The organism is Collinsella aerofaciens, from assembly GCF_040910265.1.
GTDB classification, from domain to species: Bacteria; Actinomycetota; Coriobacteriia; order Coriobacteriales; family Coriobacteriaceae; genus Collinsella; species Collinsella aerofaciens_BK.
The window spans coordinates 60,636-85,162 of the sequence record NZ_JBDGAW010000006.1; the positions used below are offsets into that span (position 1 = coordinate 60,636).

Below are 24,527 nucleotides of genomic sequence, written 5' to 3' on the forward strand. Positions count from 1 at the left end.
ACCGGCGACGTGAACATCTGGGTGGACGCCGTCGACTCGACCGGCAGGGTGACCACCCGCAAGTTCCCGGTGCACGTTGACGCTTGCCGCGTCTCGGTCGATGGGGGGACGGACATGCAGTGGGCGCCCGGCATGAGCGTCGGCATCCATGCCGCCGCGGCGCCGGGGGCTGAGCTCAAGTTCGTCTGGCAGAAGGACTCCTGGTCCAAGTGGGGGACGGCCCAAGCGGCTTCCGCTGCGACTTCCTGCACTTGGAAGCCGTCTTCCTCGGGCAAGTACGAGATCTATGTCGATGTCATGGTCGGTGGCTTGTCTGCGACCGAGACGCTGTCGGTCAACATAGCCGAGGACTTCTCCCTCGACGGCCTCTCCGCCGAGGCGTCAGACGGCGGCGCGCCCCTCCTCGGCGACGAGTGCAAGCTCGGCCTGTCCGTGTCCGGCAACTCTGGCTCCCTCAGCTACAAGTTCGTCTGGGAGCAGGGCGGCTGGGCCCGTTGGGGCACGATCCGCAAGGGCGATTCGTCCGCCTCGTGCTCCTGGGTCCCCGAGGTAACCGGCGACGTGAACATCTGGGTGGACGCCGTCGACTCGACCGGCAGGGTGACCACCCGCAAGTTCCCGGTGCACGTGGAGAATAATCTGGATAATTTCAACTCGATATCCATTGAGTCTCCTAATGGCGTAGCAACCGCTGGTGATTCAGTTGTGATTACACCGAACCTGAGCATTCGCAAAAACCAAGGAATCTTTTATAAATATGTATGGATGAAACATTCTTGGAAGGAATGGGGTGTTATTGATTCAGGTGAGGGAAAGTCCTCTTTAGACTGGTCCGTGAAATATACGGGTGATGTATCCATCTATGTTGATGTAGTTGATACAAATACTGGACAAACTCTTACGTGTAGCGCTAATTGTCATTTCGCGCCCGAACAATGGACTTATACTTCCCTGTCTACTTCTGATGCCTTGATTAAGCCTGGCGAGAAGGTGTCGATCCGAGCAAACTGTGACGGAGTTACAGGATTTCTATCATATAAGTTTGTTTGGAGTAAAAATAACTGGTCAAAATGGGGCGTAGCTCAGAGCGGATCGAACCCTGCTCTGTCTTGGACTCCTGATAGCCCCGGTGAATATGACATTTATTGTGATGTAAGCGGATCAGACGGTAAGGTGACTTCCCGTAACGTGCATATTGGTGTCTGGGGTTTTTCTGGGGTTGCTGCAGTTTCTACTGACGGCAATCTTTCATGGGGTGTGCGCGCAGATCTGGGCACCCTTGATGCGGAGAAATCCGGACAATTTCAATTTAAATTTGTTTGGGCAAAACCTGATTGGAGCAGTTGGGGAGTACTGAAGAACGGCTCTACCGAAAATAATGCGCATTTCAACCCGTCTGAGCTGGGCTTAAACTCGGGTTACTATGATCTTTACTGTGATGTAACTTATCCTGACGGCACGGTTCATACTAAGTCGACTCAGATTTACTACAACCCCATTGGCAGTTCCACTGTGCTTGGCGTCAGCAGGATTAGTTTGGTGACATGGCTTATGTCCCATCAATATGACTCTTATTATTTGGGAACTAGGTATTCGAGTGGCTTTTCATACGATACCTGTCTTTACCCCAACGGAAGCCCAAGATGGGATGGTTTTACCGGCATGAATTGCACAGGCTTTGTTGCCCATGCTTACGCTGCTGTCGGTGGAAATGTCTCTTCGATAGGTTGGAATAATTCCCATTCTCCATGGGCCGGTGGCCCTGGTGGTGGCGGCTACATTAACGCTTGGCGATGGTATGGGTATGCCTGCGATTCCGGTTGCAAAATGTATGAGTTCCGAACTGTCCAAGATATGCTTAATAGCGGATATGCTCAAAAGGGGGATATCATTTTCTTTAAGACGGATGGTTCAATTGATTGCCATATTGGCTTTTTCTGGGGTGATACTCCTTATGAGAACAAGATGTGGCATCAGATATTGCCTGGTAATCTAATTGGTCCATGCTTTAATAACGCTAATAAGGGAGAGGTCAGGCAATCTGTCGTCCTGATCAAATAGACATGTGAGCGTGCGTGCATTCTTATTTCCGATATTGCTCGTGCGCTCCTGTGTTCTTTCAGAAGAAATGGCTGTTCTTATAGATGTCGATGTTTTTCAATAATTTCAAAACAAAAGATCTTACGACACGCGAAAACATTATGTGGAACGCTTTGGGCTCCCTAGTGTTTCTTGGATGTCAGTGGCTGATTACCGTATTTGCCGCAAGGTTATCGAATGGATATAGCGATGCTGGCGTATTGGCGATCTGCATGTCCATTGCAAATATATATGCTCAAGTTGGCTTGTTTAAAATTCGTTCTTATCAAGTATCAGATCTGACTTGCGAGTATTCTGCTTCTGAATACATCTGCTTTAGATTGATTTCAATGGCAATGGGACTTGCTTTTGTTCTCTTATATGCCATCTTTACATGTAGCCTTCCTACAGCTTTTTCGGTTTTTCTTTACTGTGTTTATAAATCATTCGAAGTATTTATTGATGTGCTGCACGGGATTGATCAAAAATCCCGCAGAATGGATCTATGCGGGATTTCGATGTTCGTGCGCGGCGTATTATCACTTCTTGTATTTATTCTCAGCTTTGCTTTTTTGAAGAGTCTAAATGTTTCATTTCTGTGTATGATTCTGGTTAACGTCCCAATTCTATTGTTGGATTGGTACGGCGCCTTTTCTGTTTGCAATGCTGGCGAATTTCATTTTGCATTTTCTGCATCCCGTTGGCGTAACTTATTTGTTGAGTGTTTGCCGTCGGCCATTGGTGTCGTCTGCTGTTCCGCTGTAACAACAGTATCCAGACAACTACTCGACTATATGTCTGGATCTGAAATATTGGGGATCTATGCGTCCGTTTGTACCCCAGCCGTTATCGTGCAAGCGGGAGCTTCATTTGTGTACGCTCCTCTCTTGGGTGATTATGCGGCATATCTGTATAACGGTGATTTTAAAAAGATACGGAAATCGTTTGTTGTAAGTGTTGCCTGCTTCCTGTTTATTACAGGGGTAAGCCTTGTTTTTTCCTACCTTTTTGGGGACTGGTTTCTGCGTACGGTGTTTGGCTCTTCAATTAGCGGCTATACAGACTTGCTGTATTTGGCTCTAGTAAGTGCGGTGTCCACCGCGTTGATTGGCTATCTAACTGACTTGTCGATTGTTTTTAGGAATATGAGGGCAAGTCTGATTTGTAATTTGATTCCACTGCTGATCGTTGGACCACTTACTATTTGGTTTGTATCTTTGTTCGGGCCCAATGGCGTAAGCATAGCAATAGTCATTTCCTTTATCATCGGTTCAATTGCGCTTTGTATATCTCTCGCAAATACGATCAAGCGACTAACGAGAAATTCGACAACAACGGGGAAGTAAAGTAAGTGCACAGCAATTATTTGATTTTCAGCGCCTGTTACCTCCCTCACTTGGGAGGAGTGGAGATATTTACCGAAAACCTCGCGCATGAATTATGCGCTGAGGGTAATAAAGTCTATATCGTGACCAACAAATTGCCTGGACTTTCGGATTCGAGCGTCGATGAGCATGGAGTCACTATTATTCGAGTCCCTTGTATATCCTTTTTGGGTGGAAGGTTTTGTCTTAATTCATTTATTAAGTCCCATAGTTTGCTTAAGGAAAAACTCGGCAGCACCGAGATCGATGGCGTTCTAATCAATACGCGCTTTTACTTTCTGTCCATTGTTGGCTTAATTTATTCCAAGTCCAGGAGAATCAAGCCTGTCGTACTTGATCATGGATCTGCATATCTGAGTTTTGGTAGTCCAATATTAAATTTGGCTGCTAAAGCTTACGAGCACTTTATTACTTTTATCGGTAAGGGGTTTTCTCCCGATTATTATGGAATTTCGGAAAAAAGCTGTGAATGGCTTCGCAATTTTAGAATTGAAGCCAAAGGCGTAATCTCAAATTCAATTGATGCTACCGCATTTTCATCTTCGAGTTCCGGTAGAAGTTTTAGGGAAGAGTTTCAGTTGACGTCTGACTGTCTTTTGGTAGCTGTTGCTGGTCGATTGATTCCAGAAAAGGGCATCGCTCAGATTATCGAAGCTTCTTCAAATGAGGAACTCATCGAGCAGAATGTTGTTTTCGTTATTGCAGGTGATGGGCCTATGAAAGCTGAAGTCGAGAATGCTTGCTCTTCCAATTTCATTTATGTCGGTAGGCTGAATCGAAATGACATGGCTGCACTTTTCTTGGACTCTGATTTACTGTGCTTGCCATCTCGCTCTGAGGGTTTTTGCACTACGCTTCTTGAGGCGTCTGCATGCGGATGCCCCTCTTTGACAACAGATGTTGGTGGTGCGTCTGAGCTTATTTTGAATGGTAGCTACGGATCAATAATGAAATCCGGAGATGCTGCTGAGATAGTAGAGCGTCTTAAATATTTAGATTCAAATCGTAAACTGCTCAAAACCCAATCCAAAAATATTTGGGAGCGAGCTGTTAGCGATTTTTCATTCTCGAAAACCGCACAGCAGGCGGAAAACGCCATGAACGCGAATCACTAGGGGTGGGTGTTCAATATTCAATTATTATGGATATGAAAGACCGCATCTTTTATATGATATTTGGTTCTGACGACTCTCTACAATATGTTTGGCTCTGATTAGTTTCATTTAAGGAATGATGATGGCTTCTACTGGTTGCAAGGTTCTTATTGCAATTCCCGCTTATAACGAAGAGGAGTGTATTGAAGGCACGATTGCTGAATTGCGTTCGAAAGCGCCTCAGTACGATTTTGTTGTAATTAATGATGGTTCGACGGATGATACTGGATCTATTCTAAAAAGATTAAATTGCAAAGTAATTACTATGCCAATTAACTGCGGACTTACCGTCGGTTTTCAGACTGCAGTTCGATATGCTGTTGATAACGGTTATGACTATTTAATTCAATTTGATGCAGATGGCCAGCATAAACCTGAATATCTTCCCGTTCTGGTGGATGAAGCCCATAAAACCAGTAGCGATATCGTTATTGGTTCGAGATTCATAACTGAAAAAAAAGATACCTCGATGCGTATGGCCGGATCGAGACTTATTTCATTTCTCATTAAACTGATGTGCGGGCAGCGTATTGCTGATCCAACATCGGGTTTCAGATTGTTTTCCAAGCCTGTTCTCGAGGAGTTTTATTCTGATAAGAGCTTAAATCCGGAACCCGAAACAATCGCATTGCTCATTAAGCGCGGTTATTCAGTCTCTGAAGTTCAGGTGTCCATGCGTGAGCGCCAGGGCGGAGAGAGCTATCTTAATCCTGTCAAATCGGTGCAGTATATGGTAAGGGTAGTCGTCTCACTTTTATTTGTGCAGAGGTTCAGGTGATTTTTATGTCCGTAACGCTTCGCGTCTTCTTGATTTTCTTCGCAGTCCTGGTTCTTCTGTTTATTGTTTCAAAGCTTAAAAGGTCACAGATGCAGGCACTTGATTGCTTTTTTTGGTTAATTTTCTGTCTGTGCTTTGTTTTAATGGCTATATTTCCTGACTTTACTGAGTTTATTTCTCGGTGTTTTGGGTTTATGAGTGCATCGAATTTTGTTTTTCTATTTGTTATTTTCGTTCTTGTGCTTCGCGACTTTTCGAATTCACTTCGCTTAGCAAAACAGGAAGAACGTCTCAACTCCCTTGTTCAGTCAATAGCTCTTGGACAGGATAGAAACGCTCGATAAGGTGAAAGGCTGCTACTTTGAAGGCAATCAAGCGCGAAAGCCATAAATACTTCTCTTTGGTGTTGCTTGGGGTATTTTTCTCTCTCTACTGTTTTTACTATTTCTACAGCAATCCACGTAAGATTACGCTATTGATCGGTACTGTGTCTGTAATTTATAGCGTTCTTACCTACTATTTGTTTTGCATTAAGTCCGATTTCCGGTACAAGATGCCATATATTTTTGGCTCTTTAGCGCTTGCTCTCATTTTTTTTGTCGTCTTCTTTCCTCCTTTCGGTGTTCCTGATGAGGTGTACCACTATCTCTCTTCCTATTGGTTGTTGGACTGTTTTAAGGGAAGGGCATCCTTTGCTGGAGGGGAATTCCCCATTAGGTCTATTGATCATGACTTAATAGATTTATTTGGGGAGTCTTCTAAAAACATCGGCAATCACTCCTTTAGCAGCCTGACTTCTTGCTTTAGCCTCTGGGCGAATGACTCAGTTGATATAACTGTGGGCGGCTATGAGTTCACAATTGGCAATTGTAATTTTATTTGTAAACTTCCCTCGATGATAGGGCTTGCCGCAGGTATCGCCTTCACTTTCGGTGCTGTTCCGACCTTTTATCTTGGTCGGCTATTCTCTGCTGTGGCCTTCTTTATTCTTGTGGTCGTCTCATATAAATTGACTCCTTATTTTAAGCATATCATCCTATTTATCGCCTTTCTCCCAATGACACTGCACCTTGCTTCTTCCTATTCTTATGATGCGGGAATCATTGGCTTATCCTTGCTTGTGTTTTCGCTGCTTATGCGCGCTTTTGCATGTGGAGAGCATGAGATTTCATATAGAGAAGTTATTGGATTCGCGATCTTAGCGTTTTTCTTTGCGCCCTGTAAATCCATTTATTGCACAGTTTTGTTTTTATTTATATTTATACCGAATGACAAATTCTCTGATAGACGAACAGCGATCATCTCAAAGGCACTGATTCTGTTATTGCCTTTTGTTTCTATCGGAATCTTCAGCCTTTCCTCTATTGCTTCTTTCGCATCTGCTTCCGTTTCATTTGATGTACGAGGGGCTGAAGTCGGCCATTTCTATTCCATGGCTGGGATCTTGAGCCACCCGTTTACTTCCTTCGTTATGCTTATACGAACTTTGATTAATGGTTTAGATTATTACTGGGAAACGATGTTTGGTTATGAGCTTGGTTGGCTGCAGACCAATCTAGCGATGCCGATTTATTTAATGGTCGTATATTTGTTTCTTGCCTTTTTTTGTTGCATTAAAGACGAGAATTACTTTCCTGAACTAAACCTCCCTGTAAGGTGCTGTTTTATTGCTGCTTCACTCATCTCGGCATTTGGGGCAATTCTTTCGATGTGGCTATGCTGCACTTTTGATACTGAAAATGTTGTTATGGGTGTTCAAGGACGTTACTTTTTACCGATTGTTCCATTTGTTCTCTCGGCTCTTCGTTTTCCCAATATTGAATTTAAGGGTTCTTTTATTCATAAGTTATTTCAGGTGGAAGTCCTGACCGGCATTTTATATATTGTGCGCTTGGTATCCATTGCTACACTTTAGTCTTTCAGCGCGCTTTATTGTCTTGTAGATATCTCCAATTGATTTCACCTTGGTATTTAACTTCTTTACCGGGATACTAATCAGGTGGGTAAGGATAATGGCGCATTTTAGTTTTAGGGGATGGTCAGATAATGGGAATTTACTATAGGGGAATATGCCGTGGTTTTGGCGCGGCATATATCCCGTTCAAGCTAAAGCATAGCGACAAAGAATTTGTTTCTGTTAATGTGGCGACTGATGCAGGGGCGTCTGTCCCCTTTTCGCTTCACTATCATCAGGATGTCGAAATCGCTGCTATCGCAGTGCCGCTCCTATCGTGTAAGGGTCTTAGGATTTCTGTAGCCGGAGCAGATAAATTCGATACCTCTCTTTCCTTCGGTGCAATTAAATGGATTTCTCGTCTTAATTACAAAATCAATCCTTCCTCCACTTCTCGCTTTCGCAATATTGAATCCGATTCTTATTTTGGAAAAATTCATATTCGTTGTAATGTCGCAGTTGAGGCCTTCGAGAAGAATGAAATCATTCTCAAGGGTGTTATATGTTCCCCTAAGATCGATTCTTTAAAACGTGTCTATGTTATCGATGGTGATTCTGAAGTCCTCGAAAACTATCCCGTATATTTGGGCAAACCTTCACAAATTAAGTATCAAGGCTTTTACCGTTACGAGTCGTCCTTTTCTCTCCGGATTCCTAAGGGCGATAAAACATTCTGCTTGGTTGCATCTGGGGATAATCTGCAGGGTTCCGGTTTTCTATCCTTGGACCCAGCTGCAGTTAAATATATGTTGGATTCAAGATCTCCTGCATTCTATAAATCCGCCTATATTGATACCTATGTTCATCTAGCGAGAATGAGGAAGCGTTCGCTTTCTTTCCTTCGTTCTCAAGATGTCCCCACGATTCAAAAAGGTGTGAAATTCAGCATTATTGTCCCCCTCTTCAATACCCCTGTCTCTTTTTTCTGGGATATGGTTAATTCGGTTGAGGAGCAGGTTTATGAAAATTGGGAGTTAATTCTTGTAAACGCTAGCCCAAATAATGCCGCGCTTTCTGCCGAGCTTGTTAGGCTGTCGGATTCAAGAATTAAGGTTGTTACCCTAACTGAAAACAAGGGAATCGCTGAGAATACAAACGCGGGTATTGAGGCTGCTTCCGGCGACTACATTGTGTTCTTCGATCACGATGACACCCTTGATCGATTTGCTTTATATAGATATGCAGAACGGATTTCGGCTCATTTTGATACGGATGCTTTGTATTGCGACGAAGACTTCCTCAATGAGGCGGGCGATTATGTTGATCCTCACTACAAATGTGATTTCAATCTTGACCTGCTGCGCGTGCACAATTACATCACTCATTTGCTTTGCGTTCGTTCCACGCTGGTTAAAGAGCTAATGCTTCGTAAAGCTTTCGATGGGGCACAAGACTATGATTTCCTTTTTCGTCTTTCCGAGAGAACCCATAGCTTTTTCCATGTTCGCGAGGTTCTCTACCATTGGCGCATCAGCGATTCTTCCACTGCTAAGAGCGCTGGCAACAAAAATTATGCTGACGAGGCTGGCCGGCGTGCCTTGCAAGAGCATTTGGATAGATGCGGACTAAATGCCTCGGCAGAGCTGACCGATACTCCCTGCTTTTATCATGTTTCTTACGCTATAGATGATGAACCTCTTGTAAGTATTGTTATCCCTAACAAGGACAGCGTTGAAGTTCTCCGTAGATGTATTGAATCAATTGAAGGCAAAACATCTTATTCGAACTACGAGATCCTTATTATCGAAAATAATAGTGTCGAAAAAGAGACGTTCGAGTATTACGACAGCGTTTGTGCCGCTTTTGAAAACGTTCGAGTTGCAACCTGGGAAGGCCCCTTTAATTATTCTGCTATTAATAACTACGGTGTCGGTATGACCAATGGGGAGTACCTTTTGTTCCTGAATAATGATACTGAAGTTATTGAGCCGAACTGGCTTTCTTCAATGCTTGGTTTCTGCCAACGCGATGATGTGGGTGTCGTTGGCGCAAAACTTCTCTACCCTGATAACACCGTTCAGCATGCTGGCGTTTTAATGATTTATTGCAACAGCGAGAACGAAATGGGCGGCCCCATTCACGTTTTCAATAATATTGACCGTGACGATCCTGGCTATATGCGCCGAGCCGTAATCTCTCAGGACCTTTCCGCTGTTACTGCTGCCTGTATGATGACGAAACGCTCTATATTCGAACAGCTTGGCGGTTTTAATGAGAGCTTTGAAGTGGCCTTTAATGATGTTGATTATTGCCTAAGGGTTCGCTCGCTTGATCAGTTGGTCGTGTTCGATGCTGACGCGCTTCTCTACCACTATGAGTCGTTTAGCCGTGGCTATGAAACTGGTGCAAAGAAGGCTCGTTTTATGCGGGAGCAGGGTAAATTGCGGACTGCATGGGCCGATTATTATGTAAATGGTGATCCCTATCATTGCCCAATGAGCACGCGTTAGCTTGCTTTGTCTGATGGGGCAATCCGTACGTATTCAACCTAGTGCGGATTGGCCACTGTTTAATGACGAAGTCAGACAATGCCTGGTCTCCTGGGCACTCTGTAAATTTAATCGTGTATGCGCTTATTTGGTTCATGGTTCTTGTACATAGTTCACGCTTTTCAACTCCATTCATCTTAGAATGGAGTTGAATTAAAACTATGTTTTGGAAGGCTTATCAGCTATGAAAGGCATCATCCTCGCCGGCGGGTCCGGCACGCGCCTGTACCCGCTCACGCTCGTGACCTCCAAGCAGCTGCTGCCGGTCTACGACAAGCCCATGATCTACTACCCGCTGTCCACCCTCATGCTGGCGGGCATCCGGGACATCCTGGTCATCTCCACGCCGACCGACCTGCCCAACTTCGAGCGCCTGCTCGGGGACGGCTCGCGCTACGGCGTGAACCTCTCCTATGCCGAGCAGCCCTCGCCGGACGGCCTGGCGCAGGCGTTCACCATCGGCGAGGAGTTCATCGACGGCGAGCCGTGCGCCCTCGTGCTCGGCGACAACATCTTCTACGGCAACGGCCTGTCGCGCCACCTGACGCGCGCCGTCCAGAACGCCGAGTCCGGTAGGGCCACGGTCTTCGGCTACCACGTGGACGACCCCGAGCGCTTCGGCGTCGTGGAGTTCGACGGGGAAGGCAGGGCCGTCTCCATCGAGGAGAAGCCCGCCGAGCCCAAGAGCTCCTATGCCGTCACCGGCCTGTACTTCTACCCGGGCGACGTGGCCGCCAAGGCGCATGGGGTCGAGCCGTCGGCCCGCGGCGAGCTGGAGATCACCACGCTCAACCAGATGTACCTGGAGGAGGGGACGCTGTCCGTCGTCACCCTCGGCCGCGGGTACGCCTGGCTGGACACCGGCACCATGGAGAGCCTGCACGAGGCCGCGGAGTTCGTCCGCGCCGTGGAGCACTCCCAGGACCTTCCCGTGTCCGTCCCCGAGGAGATCGCCTGGGAGAACGGCTGGATCACGACCGCCGAGCTTGAGGAGGCCGCCAAGGCCTACGGTAAGTCGGTCTACGGGCAGCACCTGAAGAAGGTCGCCGCCGGCGAGATCGTCAACAGCCCGCGCGAGTACTAGCGCCAGCTTGTTTTCTTTTAGGGGCCACCGTTTATCTGGTGGCCCCTTTCGTTATGATTACGTTGACCATAAAGACAATATGATTGGGAGTGGATGTGTTAAGCGTCTACTTTGGCGATATGCCAGAAGCGATTTACAACACAGCGACATATTTCAAAAACTCTTACCGGTCTTCTTGGATTACGAATCCCTATGCAGTCTCGATAATTAAAGATGTCGATCGATCGGATGTTGTCTCCGAAAACGTCATTGAAAGCCCTGTGCTTGGATCCATCTCCCCACTCCAGCTTTCTGGTGGCGTGAAAACGCTGCTGCTTATGAGATTTGATCGTAAGCAAATTTTTAACGCTTCTACCTGTGGTGACAACTGTGCCAAGTGGATTCTCGACATGGCGAAAGATCGCAAGCTCGTTGTGAATCTCTATCATGTGATGGACTTTGGTCGCGAGGATTTTAAAATTAAAGTCGTGAATAGCGGCCGAATCGTTCACAACATGGCCGAATTGATTCACGAGTCGATTCCGTATCTGTAGGTACTGCTTATGAACGGTTCGCATCTCGTTAAGATTTCCCGCCGCAGGGGAACTAAGTACACATTTACCATCAAGCGGAACATCACTATTGTGCGTGGCGATAGCGGCACGGGTAAGACGACACTGTTTGACATGGTCGCAGACTACATGCGAACGGGCGAGCAGTCGGGTGTTTCCTTGCAATGTGATTGTCCCTGTGTCGCTTTGACCGATTATGATTGGCGAAACCAGCTTTCGTCCGTTCATGACTCGATTGTATTTGTCGATGAGGGCTTAAAAGAGATTCATTCTGATGAGTTTGCCCATCATGTGCTGTATTCCTCGAATTATTTCGTGCTGATCTCAAGGGCTGATTTCCCCAATCTTCCGTATAGCGTGGATGAGATTTACAAGATTAAGACGAGCGGAAAATACCATTCTTTCATCCCTGTTTATCAAGATCGCGGGAATCATCGTTATGCTATTTCCCGGTCGGCGCCAAAACAGGACTTTTCTATCCTTCTATGCGAGGACAGTAAGTCTGGTTTCCAGTTCTTTGAACGGCATTTCGCTGACAGTGAGCTTACCTGTACTTCGGCCATGACGAACAGCGCGATTTTGCGCTGGTTGGATCAGCATCTCGACGATCGCGTGTTTGTTGTTGCGGACGGAGCGGCATTTGGGTGCTATGCGGACCGCGTCCTTAAGCTGCAAGACATTCACCGCGATACTGTTACGGTTTGTCTTCCCGAGTCGTTCGAATGGCTTCTGCTGAGCTCCGGCGTAATTCCAGGGCTAGATGTTAAGACGGTTTTGGAAACCCCAGAAGCCTTTGTAAACAGTGAGAAGTTTAAAAGCTGGGAGGATTTCTTCTATAAGTACTTACGTGAAATAACTGGGGATTCGGTTTTTCACTACGACAAAGACTGCATTCCGGAGGCGTTTTGTACGGGAGGTAATTCTGCGAAGGTTATGGCTCTTATCGCATGCCGAAATGTCCGATAGTTTTGTTGAATAGTGTCGCGGCGTCACTTCCTGCGGCATACTAAAGAAGCTGTACATGCTTCAGATTGGATTTTCATGTCTGAGATTTTTGAACCCAAGAACATCATCGTCACGGGCGGCTGCGGCTTCATCGGCAGCAACTTCGTGCACTACGTGGTCAACAACCACCCCGGGGTGCACGTGACCGTCCTGGACAAGCTGACCTACGCCGGCAACCCCGAGAACATCGCGGGCCTGCCCTCCGACCGCGTGGAGCTCGTCGTGGGCGACATCTGCGACGCCGAGCTGCTGGACAGGATCGTCCCGGGCCACGACGCCATCGTGCACTACGCCGCAGAGAGCCACAACGACAACTCCATCGCCGACCCCGAGCCGTTCCTGCGCACCAACGTGGAGGGCACCTTCCGCCTGCTGGAGGCCGTCCGCAAGCACGGCATCCGCTACCACCACGTCTCCACCGACGAGGTCTACGGCGACCTGGCGCTCGACGACCCGGCGAAGTTCACCGAGGAGACGCCCTACAAGCCGTCCTCTCCGTACAGCTCGACCAAGGCGAGCTCCGACATGCTCGTGCGCGCATGGACCCGCACCTACGGCCTTCGCGCCACGATCTCCAACTGCTCCAACAACTACGGCCCCTACCAGCACGTGGAGAAGTTCATCCCCAGGCAGATCACGAACATCATCGACGGCGTCCGCCCCAAGCTCTACGGGAAGGGCGAGAACGTCCGCGACTGGATCCACACCGAGGACCACTCCTCGGCCGTCTGGGACATCCTGACCCGCGGCCGCATGGGGGAGACCTACCTCATCGGCGCCGACGGCGAGAAGAACAACATCACCGTCCTGCGCATGATCCTCGAGGCCATGGGCCGCGACCCCGAGGACTTCGACTGGGTCGCCGACCGCCCCGGCCACGACCGCCGCTACGCCATCGACTCCACCAAGCTCCAGCGCGAGCTGGGCTGGAGGCCGGCCCACACCGACTTCGCCGAGGGACTCAAGCAGACGATCGACTGGTACGTCGCCAACGAGTCCTGGTGGCGCCCGGCCAAGGAGGCCACCGAGGCCAGATACAGGGCGCAGGGCCAGTAAGACCGCATCCCGGCGTACCGCGCCGCGGGGCGCCCGCGCGGGGCCGCAGGGCATGGGGATGATCCTGCGTCCCCGCGCGGGCGCCCCCGGTTATCCAACCTCATCGATAGGAGCTTTTCCCACATGGCAGACATCGCATTCGAGAAGGACCTCTCCGTCACCGAGACCGGCATCGAGGGCCTCAAGGTCGTCGACCTGGCCGTCCACGGCGACTCGCGCGGCTGGTTCAAGGAGAACTGGCAGCGCGCCAAGATGTGCGCGCTCGGGATCCCGGGCCTCCGCGTCGTCCAGAACAACATCTCCTACAACGACAGCCGCGGCGTCACCCGCGGCATCCACGCCGAGCCCTGGGACAAGTTCATCTCCGTGGCCCGCGGCTCGGTCTTCGGCGCCTGGGTGGACCTGCGCGAGGGCAGCGAGACCTTCGGCAAGGTCTACACGACCGTGCTGGACCCCTCCAAGGCCATCTACGTGCCGCGCGGCGTGGGCAACTCCTTCCAGGCGCTCGAGGACGGCACCGCCTACACCTACCTGGTGGACGCCCACTGGTCGCTCGAGCTGAAGAGGACCTACACCTTCGTGAACCTCGCCGACCCGGAGCTCAACATCCAGTGGCCGATCCCTCTCGACCAAGCTGTTGTCTCCGAGGCCGACCTCAACCACCCGATGCTGAAGGACGTCGTCCCGATGGCGCCGAAGCGCACCCTCGTCACCGGCTGCGACGGCCAGCTGGGCCGCGCGGTGCGCGCGCTCGCCGAGGAGCGCGGCGTGGCGAAGGACTTCGACTTCTGCGACATCGACACCTTCGACATGTCCGACCCCGACGCCTATGCGCAGTACGACTGGTCGCTCTACGGCACCGTGATCAACTGCGGCGCCTACACGGCCGTGGATAAAGCGGAGACCCCCGAGGGCCGCGTGACCGCCTGGAAGGCCAACGCCACGGGGCCGGCGCTTCTCGCCCGCACCTGCGCCGGGCACGGCATCACGCTCGTCCACGTGTCCTCCGACTACGTCTTCGACGGCACCGCCGAGGTCCACACGGAGGACGAGCCGTTCAGCCCGCTTTCCGTCTACGGCCAGACCAAGGCCGCCGGTGACATCGCCGTGGCCGGGTGCCCGCGCCACTACATCATGCGCTCCAGCTGGGTAATCGGCGAGGGCCACAACTTCGTCAAGACCATGAAGGCGCTCTCCGACCGCGTCGCCGACCCGGACGACAAGCTGGAGCAGATCACGGTCGTCGACGACCAGCTGGGCCGCCTGACCTTCACGCGCGACATGGCGGAGGCCATCTTCCATGTGCTGGACGCGAAGGCCCCCTACGGCACCTACGACTGCACCGGCTCCGGCGCCGTGAAGTCCTGGGCCGACATCGCCCGCGCCGTCTTCGAGGCCGCCAACGGCAACAGGGACAAGGTCGTGCCGGTGTCGACCGCCGACTACTACGCGAACGCCGCCGGCCCCATCGCCCCGCGCCCGGTCCACTCCGCGCTCGACCTGTCCAGGCTCGAGTCGGTCGGGTTCCACATGCCCGACTGGGAGGAAGAGCTGGGGGAGTACCTCAAGACGCTCTAGCCGATATCAACTTTTCGAGAGCAAAAGCCGCCGCTTGTTAACGGCGGCTTTTCTTATGCCTGGTGAATAGCCCCGCTGCAACAAGGGCGGCGGCGGTCGCCAGACTCACTGCAAGCCCCGCAAGGGCGCCCGGAGTCTTGTAGGTCATCACGATCCTATTCGCGCCTTTCTGCATGTTCAGGGATGACAGGCCCTTATCGGCGGCGGGCGTTAGTTCTGCGGCGGTTCCGTTTACCGTTACGTTCCAGCCCTCATCGTACGGAACGCTCAGCAGCAGGTTGCCGTCATCCTTGGCGGTATACTCGCCTTCGATCCTTCCGTCCTTAAAAACCGTCGGAATAAACTCGCTCATCTTAAGCTCGCTAATAATCTGCTCGAAAACGTCCAGATTGAGAGCGTAAAAGACCAGCTCATTGTCTTGGGGCATGTCTGTATAGCCCTCTGCGACTCCGATTGCCACCGTATGCTGGCTCGGGGTGTCCGATGCGTCTGCAATCTGTCGGATATTGTTGTCGAATCTCCAAGCCTCGTTTTTGATTGTTCGCTGGTCGATGGTGAGGGCGACGGGCCAATAACTGCCGGCGGTCGCATCTTTGTTGATGTAGAGATACCCGATGGAGCTTGCCGGTACAGTAACGCTCCATTGCTTTAAGCTATCGCCATTCTCCGTGCTCGTGGCCTCGATCTTGGTATAGAGCTCGACCTCACGGCCTAGGATTTTGCTGTAGAGGTCGTTCTGCTTTTCGAAGGGGTTCCCGCTCTTTAGCGTGCTGTTTTGGATATCGCTTGAGGCTGCGACGCCAATGCTGAGCGCATAGGGGTTCTCGTACACCGCGCTTGTGGAGTCGGCCTTATTCGTCTTGGCCGAAACGTATCCCGCAGGCGCGTTCTCGGCAATGGCGTACTTAACTCCCAGCAGGGCATCGACGGCAAGAATGGGTTCGGCATAACGGGTCGAAAACTCGCCGACGCCGCTGTATCCAAGGGAGTTGAGCAATGCAATTGCCTGCGGGTTATTTGCGGATGAGTAGGACGACAGCTGGTTGTACCCAAGCGTTAAGCCCTCGTTGAGGGCGGCGCTATCGGCGCGCGTGGTCGTTCGATCGATGCGGTAGAATGACGCAGAATCCTGGTCTTGAATGGCTGTGATCGTGTTGGTTGCGGTAGTCACATAGGTACAGTTGGCATCTTCGGAATAGCCTGCGTACAGTTGGTTCCACATCACATGGGCGTTGGCAAATAGTTCAATTGCCGTGAGTGCCAGGAGCGGCATGATGATGGCCGGACGATGGGCTCGACGTAATGTTGGCTGCTCATTGAGTTTCTGCAACGCGTATCCTGCAGCCCACAGCGCAAAGAAGCTAAGCAAAAAGGCCGTGCGCGAGTAGAAGCCGTTAGGAACGCGCATGCCGCACCAGATGTACTCGAGCGGGCTCAAAACGGAGCTTGCGACCAGGATTATCGTGACGACGAGTGTTGCGATGCGCGTCTTGATTGAAACCGTGCGGTTAACCAGCAGGCTCATCGCAAGCAGCATCATGATGATGCCGCAATAGAACTGCGGTGTGCTTTCGTTGCTTACCCACATGCAGGGAAGAAAGCCCCTGATGAGCGACTTGAGGCTGGTTTTAAGTAGGGGGCCGAGTGCTAGAACGGGACCGCCCTTGGACATGGCAAGGATGGTCGGCAAAAAGGTCCAAGCGGACAGAAGCAGTCCAAGCGCGATGGCCCCGGCGAATCGCAGGGCCCGATCGAGCATGAGCTTCCAACTAAATCCTTCTTCTGCAACATAATCGACAAATTCGACCAATACGAAGATGCAGAGGAACAGGATGCTGATGTAGGCCGTATACCAGCAGAACATGACATTGAGCGCCGTTGCGATGACGAGACAGATCATGCGCTGCTTGCGGATGAGCTCGTAGCATCCGTAGGCGCAGATGGGCAGCAGGATCAGGCAGTCGATCCAGAGCGGGTTGCGCATGTTGCTGATGGTCCAGCTGCAAAACGTGAACGAGAGGGAAAGCAGGAATATGGAGGGTTTAGACAGGTCAAAGCGCTTTTGCACATACCAAGCGCTGCTGATGTGGATGCAGCCCAGTTTGAGCGCGGAGATAACAAACACGAAGAGCGTCAACTTGTCTGCGGGAAACAGCGCGCAGAGCAGGTTGAAGGGGCTGGCGAGGTAGTAGCTATAGAGCCCCCATGTGTTCATGCCGAGTCCTTGCGAGAAGGAATAGCGAAGGTTTGCCTCACCTAAAAGGACGCGCCGGAACCAAGCAAAGAAGTCGATGTATTGGAATTTGAGATCGTTGGTGAGAAACGAGTTGTCGCCAAAGGGGTAGACATGCCCTGCCGCTGCAAGTGCGACAAAGAGTGCGACGGAAAATGCGAAGCAGGCGGCGTAGAACGCCACATTCTTGAGCGTGCTGTTATTGGGCCGTGTCATCAGATTCCTCGTTGGATTCTCGAATGATATAGATGGGACGTCGCTTGGTTTCCAAGTAGGCTTTTGCCAAGTATTCACCTATGATTCCTAAGCACAGAAGTTGCATGCCGCCAAACAGCGTTATGAGGCAGGCGAGCGACGGCCATCCGCCGACGGGGTCGCCCCAGACAAGCGTCTTTACTAGGATGACGACGAATCCCAGAATAGCGATGAGACAGAAGACGATACCTGTGAGGGCGGCGAGGGAGAGCGGTGCCGTGGAAAACGCGACGATGCCGTCGATGGAATAGAGGAGCAGCGACCAAAAGCTCCATTTGGTCTCGCCGGCCACGCGGTTGACGTTTACGTAGGGGAGCCATTTGGTCTTGAAGCCCACCCAGCCGTAAATGCCCTTGGAGAATCGGTTGTATTCGCCCATGGAGATGATGGCGTTGACCATAGGCCGCTTCATGAGCCTAAAATCGCGTGCTCCGTCGACGATGTCGGCCTTGGAAATGCGGTTGATGATCTTGTAGAACATACGGGCACAGAACGACCTGATGGGAGGCTCGCCTTTGCGGGTGGTCCTGCGTGTGGCGACGTTGTCGTAGTCTTCGGTTTGTAAGATCTCGTACATCTGCGGCAGGAGCGAGGGCGGGTCCTGCATGTCGGCATCCATGGTGGCGACATAGTCGCCCTTTGCGTGCTGGAGTCCGGCGAGTAGCGCCGCCTCCTTGCCAAAGTTGCGCGAGAAAGAGTGCCAGCGGATGGCGTATGGATGCGCCGCCGCGGCTTCTGCTTTCATGACGGCGAGCGTTTTGTCTGCCGAGCCATCGTCGATGAGGACTGCCTCAAAGGAGATGCCGGGGTCTTGCTGGGTCATGATGCGAACGACGCCATCGAGCTCTTTGAGAAAGATCGGAAGTGATTCCTGCTCGTTGTAGCACGGCACGACGATGGAGATGAGCGGCATGGTGGTTTACCTCTCGCTTGGCTTGGTGGCGAACTTGCCGGGCTGGTCGTCGTAGACGTACTTGCTATACACGTTGACCTCCCACTGCTTTTTTTCGACCTTTGCCACGGAATCGAGGATGAATCCGGTTGCAAGGCTCAGGCCGCACAGGAACATAAACGACGCGGCGAGCATGGCGGTGGGGAAGCGCGGAACGAGGCCGGTCTGGAAATACTCGACAACGATGGGCATGCCCAGGGCGAGGCCGATCACCGCAAACAGAAGCGCGACGAGGCTGAAGAACTTCAGCGGGCGGTAGTCCTTGAACAGCGTGCCGATCATCGCAACGACTTTAATGCCGTCGCTCACGGTATTGAGCTTGGACTCGGAACCTTCCGGACGGTCGCGGTATTCGATGGGCACATCTTTGATGCGCCAGCGGTGGTCGACGGCGTGGATCGAGAGCTCGGTTTCGATCTGGAAGCCCTCGGAAAGCACAGGGAAGGTTTTGACGAATGGGCGGCTCATGGCGCGGTAACCGGTCATGACGTCATCGAAGCTGTAGCCATAGATCCACTTGATCATGGCGCGTACCAGGTTGTTGCCAAAGCCGTGGAAGGCACGCTTGTTCTCCTCGGCGTAGGTGCCGTTGGAAAGGCGATCGCCTACGGTCATGTCGGCCGTGCCGTTAAGGATGGGCTCGCAGAGGGCCTTGGCCGCTTCGGCGGGGTAGGTGTCATCGCCGTCGACCATCAGGTAGCAATCGGCATCGATGTCGCGAAACATCTGGCGGCAGACGTTGCCCTTGCCCTGACGCGGCTCAAAGCGGACCGTCGCACCATGCTCTGTTGCGATGCGGGAAGTCTCGTCCGACGAGTTATTGTCATAGACATAGACCGTCGCCTGCGGAAGCTCGCGGTGAAAGTCGTCGACGACCTTACCGATCGTGAGGGCTTCGTTGTAGCAGGGGATAATGACGGCAATGGATTCAGAATTCACTCAATGCTCCTTTGGAATTAAACCCTAGAAAGTATAGCCCTTTGCGCCTAGCATCCTAAGATGTGGGTTAGTTCTCCAGTTTTGTTGCGCGATTCGTTTGCCTGCCTGTCGGGTCTATACTGTTCGTTTGTCAACGATTACGAGTAAAGGAGTTGCATCCGTGTCGGATCAGACAAAGCAACAAGAAACTCGCAGTCTGCCTGCGACGTTTGCTAAGAACGAATTTGAGAAGGATGCGTTTATCCTTCGTCAGCTGGTTACCAAGGATTTTAAGATCAAGTATCGCCGTAGCGTTCTGGGCGTCGCATGGTCGGTGCTCAACCCGCTTCTGATGATGATCGTCATGGCCATCGTGTTCTCGACGATTTTTGCCCAGGGCCGCAATGGCTCGATTACGCCCGAGATGTACCCGCTGTATTTGATCGTGGGTAACGTCACCTTTGCCGTCATGTCCGAGTCTACGAACCAGGCCCTGACGTCGATCGTGGGTGCTGCCCCGCTGCTCAAGAAGGTTAAGGTGCACCGCTGGGTCTTCCCGGTGCAGAAGGTGCTCTTCTCGCTGGTCAACTTTGCCTTCTCCCTGGTCGCCGTCGCCATCGTTATGCTGTGGTTCCGCGTTATGCCTTCTTGGCACCTGATTCTGCTGCCGGTTTGCCTGCTGCTGCTTATGTGCTTCTGCATGGGCCTGGGCATGATGCTCTCCGCCCTTACGGTCTTCTTCCGCGACGTTATGCATCTATGGAGCGTTGTCATTACGGCGTGGACTTACATCACGCCTATTTTCTGGACGACCGACTTCGTTGTGCAAATGCCGCATCTCGTGCGCATTCTGGTCTATGCGAACCCCATGTATAACTACCTGCAGTTTATGCGCGATATCTTCCTGTTCCAGACTACGCCCTCGCTTTTGACGTTTGGCATGTGCGTCGCTTGGGCGGTTCTTGCGCTTGTTATTGGCTACACCGTGTTCCATAAGTCCGAGCGCAAGTTCATCCTCTACATCTAAGGAGTGCTGTGATGACTGAATCTGTTGTTGATTACAGCGAGCAGCCTCTGGCTGTCGAGGTCGACGACGTCACCATGATCTTTAACATGGCGTCCGAGTCGCTGACCAACCTCAAGGAGTACTTCATTAAGCTTGCCAAGCACGAGTTGTTCTTTGAGGAGTTTAGGGCGCTCAAGCATATCTCGTTCGATATTCATCGCGGCGAGGTTGTCGGTCTGGTTGGCACCAATGGCTCCGGCAAGTCCACGATGCTCAAGATCATCGCCGGCGTGCTTGAGCCTAGCGAGGGCAGCGTTAAGGTGCACGGTAACATCGCGCCGCTGATTGAGCTTGGTGCCGGCTTTGACCCCGAGCTGACGGCTCGCGAGAACATCTACCTGAACGGCGCTCTGCTCGGATATACCAAGGAGTTCATCGATGCCAACTTTGACGGCATTATCGAGTTCGCTGAGCTGCAGAACTTTGTCGATATGCCGCTTAAGAACTTCTCCTCGGGCATGGTGGCGCGTATCGCCTTTGCAATCGCGACGATTACCGAGCCCGATATTCTGATCGTTGACGAGACGCTGTCCGTCGGTGATGTGTTCTTCCAGCAGAAGTGCGAGGCCCGCATCCAGCACTTTATCCAGAGCGGTGACGTGACGGTTCTGTTCGTTTCGCACTCCATGGAGCAGGTTGAGCGCATCTGCCAGCGTGCCGTTTGGATTGAGAAGGGTGACCTTCGTATGGACGGCCCGGTCGATGAGGTCTGCAAGGCGTACCGCGAGCAGTTCAACTAGGTTATAATTACTTGCGCCTGACAGGCTTGCGCTTGCTTGGGCGTGCGGTTATTTGCTCCATTAGCTCAGTTGGATAGAGCAGGGGACTTCTAATCCCAAGGTCGACGGTTCGAATCCGCCATGGAGCACCATCGTTTATTAAGCCCAGACCGCTTGGTGGTCTGGGCTTTTTTCATCTTGTGTGCTGTTGGAGCCGAGCGCGAGCAAGCCGCTGCTGTTTGTTGGGGTTGGCATTTTACTTTTCGATACGCTCCCTCAGCAGCTCCAGCGCGTGTGCGTAGCCCTGCAGGCCCTCGCCGGTGATGGTGGCAAAGCAGGCTAGGCGTGCATAGCTCACCTGACGGAAGTCCTCGCGGGTCTCGACAGCGCTGATGTGGACCTCGACGGCAGGGATGGCGACGGCCTTGAGGGCGTCGAGGATCGCGACGCTCGTGTGCGTGTAGGCCGCCGGGTTGATGACGATACCGTCGACCTTGCCGTAGGCCTCCTGGATCTTGTCGACGATGCTGCCCTCGTGGTTGGACTGGAAAACCTCGACCTCGTCGAAGCCCTGTGCGGCGCCCGCTTCCTGGCAGATCTGCACTAAGCGGTCGTAGTTGTCGCTGCCATAGATGCCCGGCTCACGAATGCCGAGCATGTTGAGGTTGGGACCGTTGATGACGAGTGCTTTCATGGTTGCTTCCTTTGCAGTCGAGAAACCACCACAAAGGTGCCTGTCCCCTCTGTGGTGGTTTTGGTTAGAGAGCGGGTGGGAGGGTGTCGAGGAGGGCTTGGGCGGTGTTGGCGGCGCAGTCGCGTGAGTCGATGATGTAGTCGGCCCAAGCGCTGTAGCGCGGCATGCGCTGCTCGGCCAGCTTGTCGATGCCATCGCGGGCGGTGATGGGGCGTCCCTTGTGGGCGAGTTCGTCGAGCTTGCGGTTGAGCATCACAATCTGGCTGTTCTGGTGCAGTAGCGGGTAGTTCTCGTCGCGCGTGACCACGCCGCCGCCCGTGGAAAGCACCAGGCCGCTGCGCTTGGAGATGTCGGCCAGCGCCGCCGTCTCCTGTTCGCGGAAGGCCGCCTCGCCGCGCTCGACGATAAAGTCGGCGCAGAGCATGCCCAGGCGCTCCTCGAGGGCGCGGTCCAGGTCGATGTGCTCTCGCCCCGTGAGCAGGGCAATCTGCTCGCCCACGCGGGTCTTGCCCGAGCCCGGCATACCGATCAGCGCGATGTTCTGTTCGCGGCGTGACAGGCGCTCCGTTACGTCCAGAATTCGCTCACGCGGAGTGACCTGGCCGGTGTAGCGCTCAACGGCTTGCGCCGCCTGGGCCACGAGCATCAGCAGGCCGCCGATGCGGGGGATGCCGCGGCGCTCGGCCTCGAGCATGAGTCCCGTGCGTGCAGGGTTGTAGACAATGTCGATGACGCCCTCGAGCGCATCGAGCCCCTCGAGCGTGCAGGGGGCATCGGGACAGTGGGGGAACATGCCGGCGGGCGTGCAGTTGACGAGCAACGCGGCGTCGGACTGCTGCGCGATGTTGTCGTAGTTGACTTCGCTCGTGCGGCCGACCGGCACGACGATGGCGCCCAGGTCGCCGAGCACCATGCTGGCAGTGGTGCCGGCGCCACCGGTGGCACCGAGCACGAGGGCCTTCTTGCCGGCGACCTCAGCGCCCAGCTCCTCGACTAGGCACTGAAAGCCGAAGTAGTCGGTGTTGTCGCCGCGCAGGCGGCCGTCGGGCAGGCGCGTGATGGTGTTGACGTTTCCCATACGCTCGGCGAGTGGACTCAGCTCGTCCAGGTATTCCATGACGGCGCGCTTGTAGGGGATGGTCACGTTGGTGCCCTCCCATTCGTCACCCGTCATAAAAGCCTGGAGGTCCTCGGGCTCGCGCTCAAAACGCACATACTCTAGCCCCGCGAGCTCCTTGTAGATGGTCGGGGTGTAGCTGTGGCCCAGCACGCGGCCCAGCACGCCGTAGGGGCGGGTTGCGGCGACATCGGTCATCTAGAGCACCTCCGTGTAACTGCCAAAGTAGGTGAAGCTCTCGCAGACGTCGTCGATGGAATCGAGCAGGTCATCGAGGGCCTTGCTGCCAAAGGGGCAGTTCAGATCAAAGTAGAACATAAACTCAAAGTCGTGCCCGGGGATGGGGCGGCTCTCGAGCTTGATGAGGTTGATATTGAGCGCGTAGAAGCGCTCGAGTACGCGATAGAGTGCGCCCGGCTCGTTGGCCGTGGTAATCATGAGCGAGGTGCGGTTGGCGCCGGGGTAGACGCGTGGCTCGCGGCTGATGACGACAAAGCGCGTGTAGTTGTTGTCCGAGTCCTGGATGTTGGGCTCCAGTACCTCTAGGCCATAGAGTGCCGCGCAGCTGCGCGATGCGATGGCGGCAACATCGGTGCGTTCGGAGCTGGCGACCATCTCGGCCGACATGGCCGTGTTGGGGTACTTGGTGGCGTGCAGGTCGTGCGCCTCGATAAAGCCGGCGCATTGGGCAATGGCCTGGCCGTGGCTGTAGACCTCGTGCACGTCCGCAAGCTTGGTGCCGGGCTTGACGAGCAAGTTGTGGTCGATTTTGAGGCGAAGCGAGCGCACGATGTGAAAGTCGAACTGGGCGAGCAGGTCGTAGACGGCGTTGACCGAGCCGGCGGTGGAGTTCTCGATGGGCAGCACGCCAAACTCGCAGAAGCCGTCGCGCACGGCGCGCATGACGCCCTCGAAGGTCTCGAAAAATGCAATGTCGGGCACGTCGAAGAGCTTGCACGCGGCGATCTGGCTGTAGGCACCCTCGACGCCCTGGCAGGCGACGGTTGCCGTCTGGGGGAAGGGCGTGTCGAGGGGTGCTGCCGTGGCGTGGGCTTTCTGCGACACCGTGATGCCCTTGAGCTCGTTGATATAGCGCTGCTGCTCGGCCTTGCTCATGCTCATGAGGAGGCGGAACAACGTGATAGTCTGTGCCTCGTAGCGCTCGGGTGCGCGGCCGGCGAGGTTGTTGAGCTTGGAGCGCTCTCGGGCGGGGTCGAAGACGGCCTTGCCCATCTTGATTTTTGACTTGGCGACCTCGGTGGCAATGTCCATGCGCTCGACAAAGCTATTGAGGAGTGTGGTATCGATGCCGTCGATGGCTTGGCGAATATCGGCAAGGTCCATAGGGACCCCTTTCACGTGTCGGTGATTTTTCTGGGACGGGGATTAAAAAATCATTGTGTACCTAATGATTTTTTAATCCCCGTCCCAGAAAAATCACTGGGTGGGCGTGGGGGCCG

At 52.9% G+C, this 24,527-nt stretch carries 20 protein-coding genes and 1 tRNA gene; 15 read left to right on the plus strand and 6 right to left on the minus strand.

The genetic code is table 11. The annotated features are described in order from the left end of the window. The 12 genes from AB5Z14_RS04170 to AB5Z14_RS04225 all read left to right on the plus strand — a co-directional run. The coding region (locus tag AB5Z14_RS04170; RefSeq protein WP_368130428.1) for a hypothetical protein at positions 1-2,061 on the plus strand (2,061 nt) is incomplete at its 5' end. An 83-nt stretch (positions 2,062-2,144) separates the two neighbouring features. Then, positions 2,145-3,425: a lipopolysaccharide biosynthesis protein gene (locus tag AB5Z14_RS04175; protein WP_368130430.1), complete on the plus strand. Its 1,281-nt coding sequence runs from the start codon at positions 2,145-2,147 to the stop codon at positions 3,423-3,425. A gap of 5 nt (positions 3,426-3,430) precedes the next feature. Next, positions 3,431-4,579, plus strand: a complete 1,149-nt coding sequence (locus AB5Z14_RS04180; protein ID WP_368130431.1) for a glycosyltransferase family 4 protein — start codon at positions 3,431-3,433, stop codon at positions 4,577-4,579. Between the two features lie 121 nt (positions 4,580-4,700). After that, entirely contained in the window at positions 4,701-5,396 is a 696-nt protein-coding gene (locus AB5Z14_RS04185; RefSeq protein ID WP_368130432.1) for a glycosyltransferase family 2 protein, read from the plus strand. Positions 5,397-5,401: 5 nt separating this feature from the next. Further along, positions 5,402-5,740, plus strand: coding sequence for a DUF2304 domain-containing protein (locus AB5Z14_RS04190; RefSeq protein ID WP_368130433.1), 339 nt, complete (start codon positions 5,402-5,404; stop codon positions 5,738-5,740). Between the two features lie 17 nt (positions 5,741-5,757). Further along, on the plus strand, positions 5,758-7,311 hold the full coding sequence (locus AB5Z14_RS04195; protein WP_368130435.1) for a DUF2142 domain-containing protein: 1,554 nt from the start codon (positions 5,758-5,760) through the stop codon (positions 7,309-7,311). A 131-nt stretch (positions 7,312-7,442) separates the two neighbouring features. Next, positions 7,443-9,800: a glycosyltransferase family 2 protein gene (locus AB5Z14_RS04200; RefSeq protein ID WP_368130436.1), complete on the plus strand. Its 2,358-nt coding sequence runs from the start codon at positions 7,443-7,445 to the stop codon at positions 9,798-9,800. A gap of 223 nt (positions 9,801-10,023) precedes the next feature. After that, entirely contained in the window at positions 10,024-10,923 is a 900-nt protein-coding gene (gene rfbA, locus AB5Z14_RS04205; RefSeq protein ID WP_124786700.1) for a glucose-1-phosphate thymidylyltransferase RfbA, read from the plus strand. Positions 10,924-11,018: 95 nt separating this feature from the next. Beyond that, entirely contained in the window at positions 11,019-11,456 is a 438-nt protein-coding gene (locus AB5Z14_RS04210; RefSeq protein WP_117790449.1) for a DUF4869 domain-containing protein, read from the plus strand. Positions 11,457-11,465: 9 nt separating this feature from the next. Then, entirely contained in the window at positions 11,466-12,440 is a 975-nt protein-coding gene (locus tag AB5Z14_RS04215) for a hypothetical protein (protein WP_368130438.1), read from the plus strand. 75 nt (positions 12,441-12,515) lie between these two features. Continuing rightward, complete coding sequence (gene rfbB / locus AB5Z14_RS04220) at positions 12,516-13,535, plus strand: dTDP-glucose 4,6-dehydratase (RefSeq protein ID WP_368130439.1); 1,020 nt, start codon at positions 12,516-12,518, stop codon at positions 13,533-13,535. Between the two features lie 123 nt (positions 13,536-13,658). Further along, on the plus strand, positions 13,659-15,113 hold the full coding sequence (locus AB5Z14_RS04225) for a sugar nucleotide-binding protein (RefSeq protein ID WP_368130441.1): 1,455 nt from the start codon (positions 13,659-13,661) through the stop codon (positions 15,111-15,113). A 37-nt stretch (positions 15,114-15,150) separates the two neighbouring features. On the opposite strand, the gene AB5Z14_RS04230 is transcribed toward AB5Z14_RS04225, so the two are convergent. From AB5Z14_RS04230 to AB5Z14_RS04240, 3 genes are read right to left on the minus strand one after another with little or no spacing between them, the layout of a single operon-like run. Beyond that, positions 15,151-17,562, minus strand: a complete 2,412-nt coding sequence (locus AB5Z14_RS04230) for a YfhO family protein (protein WP_368130442.1) — start codon at positions 17,560-17,562, stop codon at positions 15,151-15,153. Next, entirely contained in the window at positions 17,546-18,514 is a 969-nt protein-coding gene (locus tag AB5Z14_RS04235) for a glycosyltransferase family 2 protein (RefSeq protein WP_117637215.1), read from the minus strand. Before AB5Z14_RS04235 ends, AB5Z14_RS04230 begins: the two co-directional genes overlap by 17 nt. Before the next feature lie 6 nt (positions 18,515-18,520). Then, on the minus strand, positions 18,521-19,492 hold the full coding sequence (locus tag AB5Z14_RS04240) for a glycosyltransferase family 2 protein (protein ID WP_368130443.1): 972 nt from the start codon (positions 19,490-19,492) through the stop codon (positions 18,521-18,523). Between the two features lie 160 nt (positions 19,493-19,652). Here AB5Z14_RS04240 and AB5Z14_RS04245 point away from each other — a divergent pair, with 160 nt between their 5' ends. From AB5Z14_RS04245 to AB5Z14_RS04255, 3 genes are all read left to right on the plus strand, one after another. Further along, the gene (locus AB5Z14_RS04245; protein WP_368130444.1) at positions 19,653-20,498 is read left to right on the plus strand and encodes an ABC transporter permease; all 846 of its coding nucleotides are present in this window, start codon (positions 19,653-19,655) and stop codon (positions 20,496-20,498) included. 11 nt (positions 20,499-20,509) lie between these two features. After that, positions 20,510-21,277: an ABC transporter ATP-binding protein gene (locus AB5Z14_RS04250; RefSeq protein WP_006236046.1), complete on the plus strand. Its 768-nt coding sequence runs from the start codon at positions 20,510-20,512 to the stop codon at positions 21,275-21,277. Positions 21,278-21,331: 54 nt separating this feature from the next. Next, positions 21,332-21,408, plus strand: a tRNA-Arg gene (locus AB5Z14_RS04255). Positions 21,409-21,512: 104 nt separating this feature from the next. On the opposite strand, the gene aroQ is transcribed toward AB5Z14_RS04255, so the two are convergent. The 3 genes from aroQ to pheA all read right to left on the minus strand — a co-directional run bounded on the left by aroQ (position 21,513) and on the right by pheA (position 24,411). Further along, positions 21,513-21,950: a type II 3-dehydroquinate dehydratase gene (gene aroQ, locus AB5Z14_RS04260; RefSeq protein ID WP_117564232.1), complete on the minus strand. Its 438-nt coding sequence runs from the start codon at positions 21,948-21,950 to the stop codon at positions 21,513-21,515. A gap of 64 nt (positions 21,951-22,014) precedes the next feature. Continuing rightward, positions 22,015-23,265 carry a shikimate kinase gene (locus AB5Z14_RS04265; protein ID WP_368130446.1) on the minus strand — a complete coding sequence of 417 codons (1,251 nt, stop codon included), beginning with the start codon at positions 23,263-23,265 and terminating at the stop codon, positions 22,015-22,017. Continuing rightward, on the minus strand, positions 23,266-24,411 hold the full coding sequence (gene pheA / locus AB5Z14_RS04270; protein WP_368130447.1) for a prephenate dehydratase: 1,146 nt from the start codon (positions 24,409-24,411) through the stop codon (positions 23,266-23,268). Between the last annotated feature and the right edge of the window lie 116 nt (positions 24,412-24,527).

Bases quoted from the DNA above. Each gene is read 5' to 3' on its own strand.
- AB5Z14_RS04250 (WP_006236046.1), top strand. From the start codon at position 20,510: ATGACTGAATCTGTTGTTGATTACAGCGAGCAGCCTCTGGCTGTCGAG.
- AB5Z14_RS04175 (WP_368130430.1), top strand. From the start codon at position 2,145: ATGTCGATGTTTTTCAATAATTTCAAAACAAAAGATCTTACGACACGC.
- pheA (WP_368130447.1), bottom strand. From the start codon at position 24,411: ATGGACCTTGCCGATATTCGCCAAGCCATCGACGGCATCGATACCACA.
- AB5Z14_RS04225 (WP_368130441.1), top strand. From the start codon at position 13,659: ATGGCAGACATCGCATTCGAGAAGGACCTCTCCGTCACCGAGACCGGC.
- rfbA (WP_124786700.1), top strand. From the start codon at position 10,024: ATGAAAGGCATCATCCTCGCCGGCGGGTCCGGCACGCGCCTGTACCCG.
- AB5Z14_RS04265 (WP_368130446.1), bottom strand. From the start codon at position 23,265: ATGACCGATGTCGCCGCAACCCGCCCCTACGGCGTGCTGGGCCGCGTG.
- AB5Z14_RS04185 (WP_368130432.1), top strand. From the start codon at position 4,701: ATGGCTTCTACTGGTTGCAAGGTTCTTATTGCAATTCCCGCTTATAAC.
- AB5Z14_RS04200 (WP_368130436.1), top strand. From the start codon at position 7,443: ATGGGAATTTACTATAGGGGAATATGCCGTGGTTTTGGCGCGGCATAT.
- AB5Z14_RS04190 (WP_368130433.1), top strand. From the start codon at position 5,402: ATGTCCGTAACGCTTCGCGTCTTCTTGATTTTCTTCGCAGTCCTGGTT.
- rfbB (WP_368130439.1), top strand. From the start codon at position 12,516: ATGTCTGAGATTTTTGAACCCAAGAACATCATCGTCACGGGCGGCTGC.
- aroQ (WP_117564232.1), bottom strand. From the start codon at position 21,950: ATGAAAGCACTCGTCATCAACGGTCCCAACCTCAACATGCTCGGCATT.
- AB5Z14_RS04215 (WP_368130438.1), top strand. From the start codon at position 11,466: ATGAACGGTTCGCATCTCGTTAAGATTTCCCGCCGCAGGGGAACTAAG.
- AB5Z14_RS04235 (WP_117637215.1), bottom strand. From the start codon at position 18,514: ATGCCGCTCATCTCCATCGTCGTGCCGTGCTACAACGAGCAGGAATCA.
- AB5Z14_RS04230 (WP_368130442.1), bottom strand. From the start codon at position 17,562: ATGACACGGCCCAATAACAGCACGCTCAAGAATGTGGCGTTCTACGCC.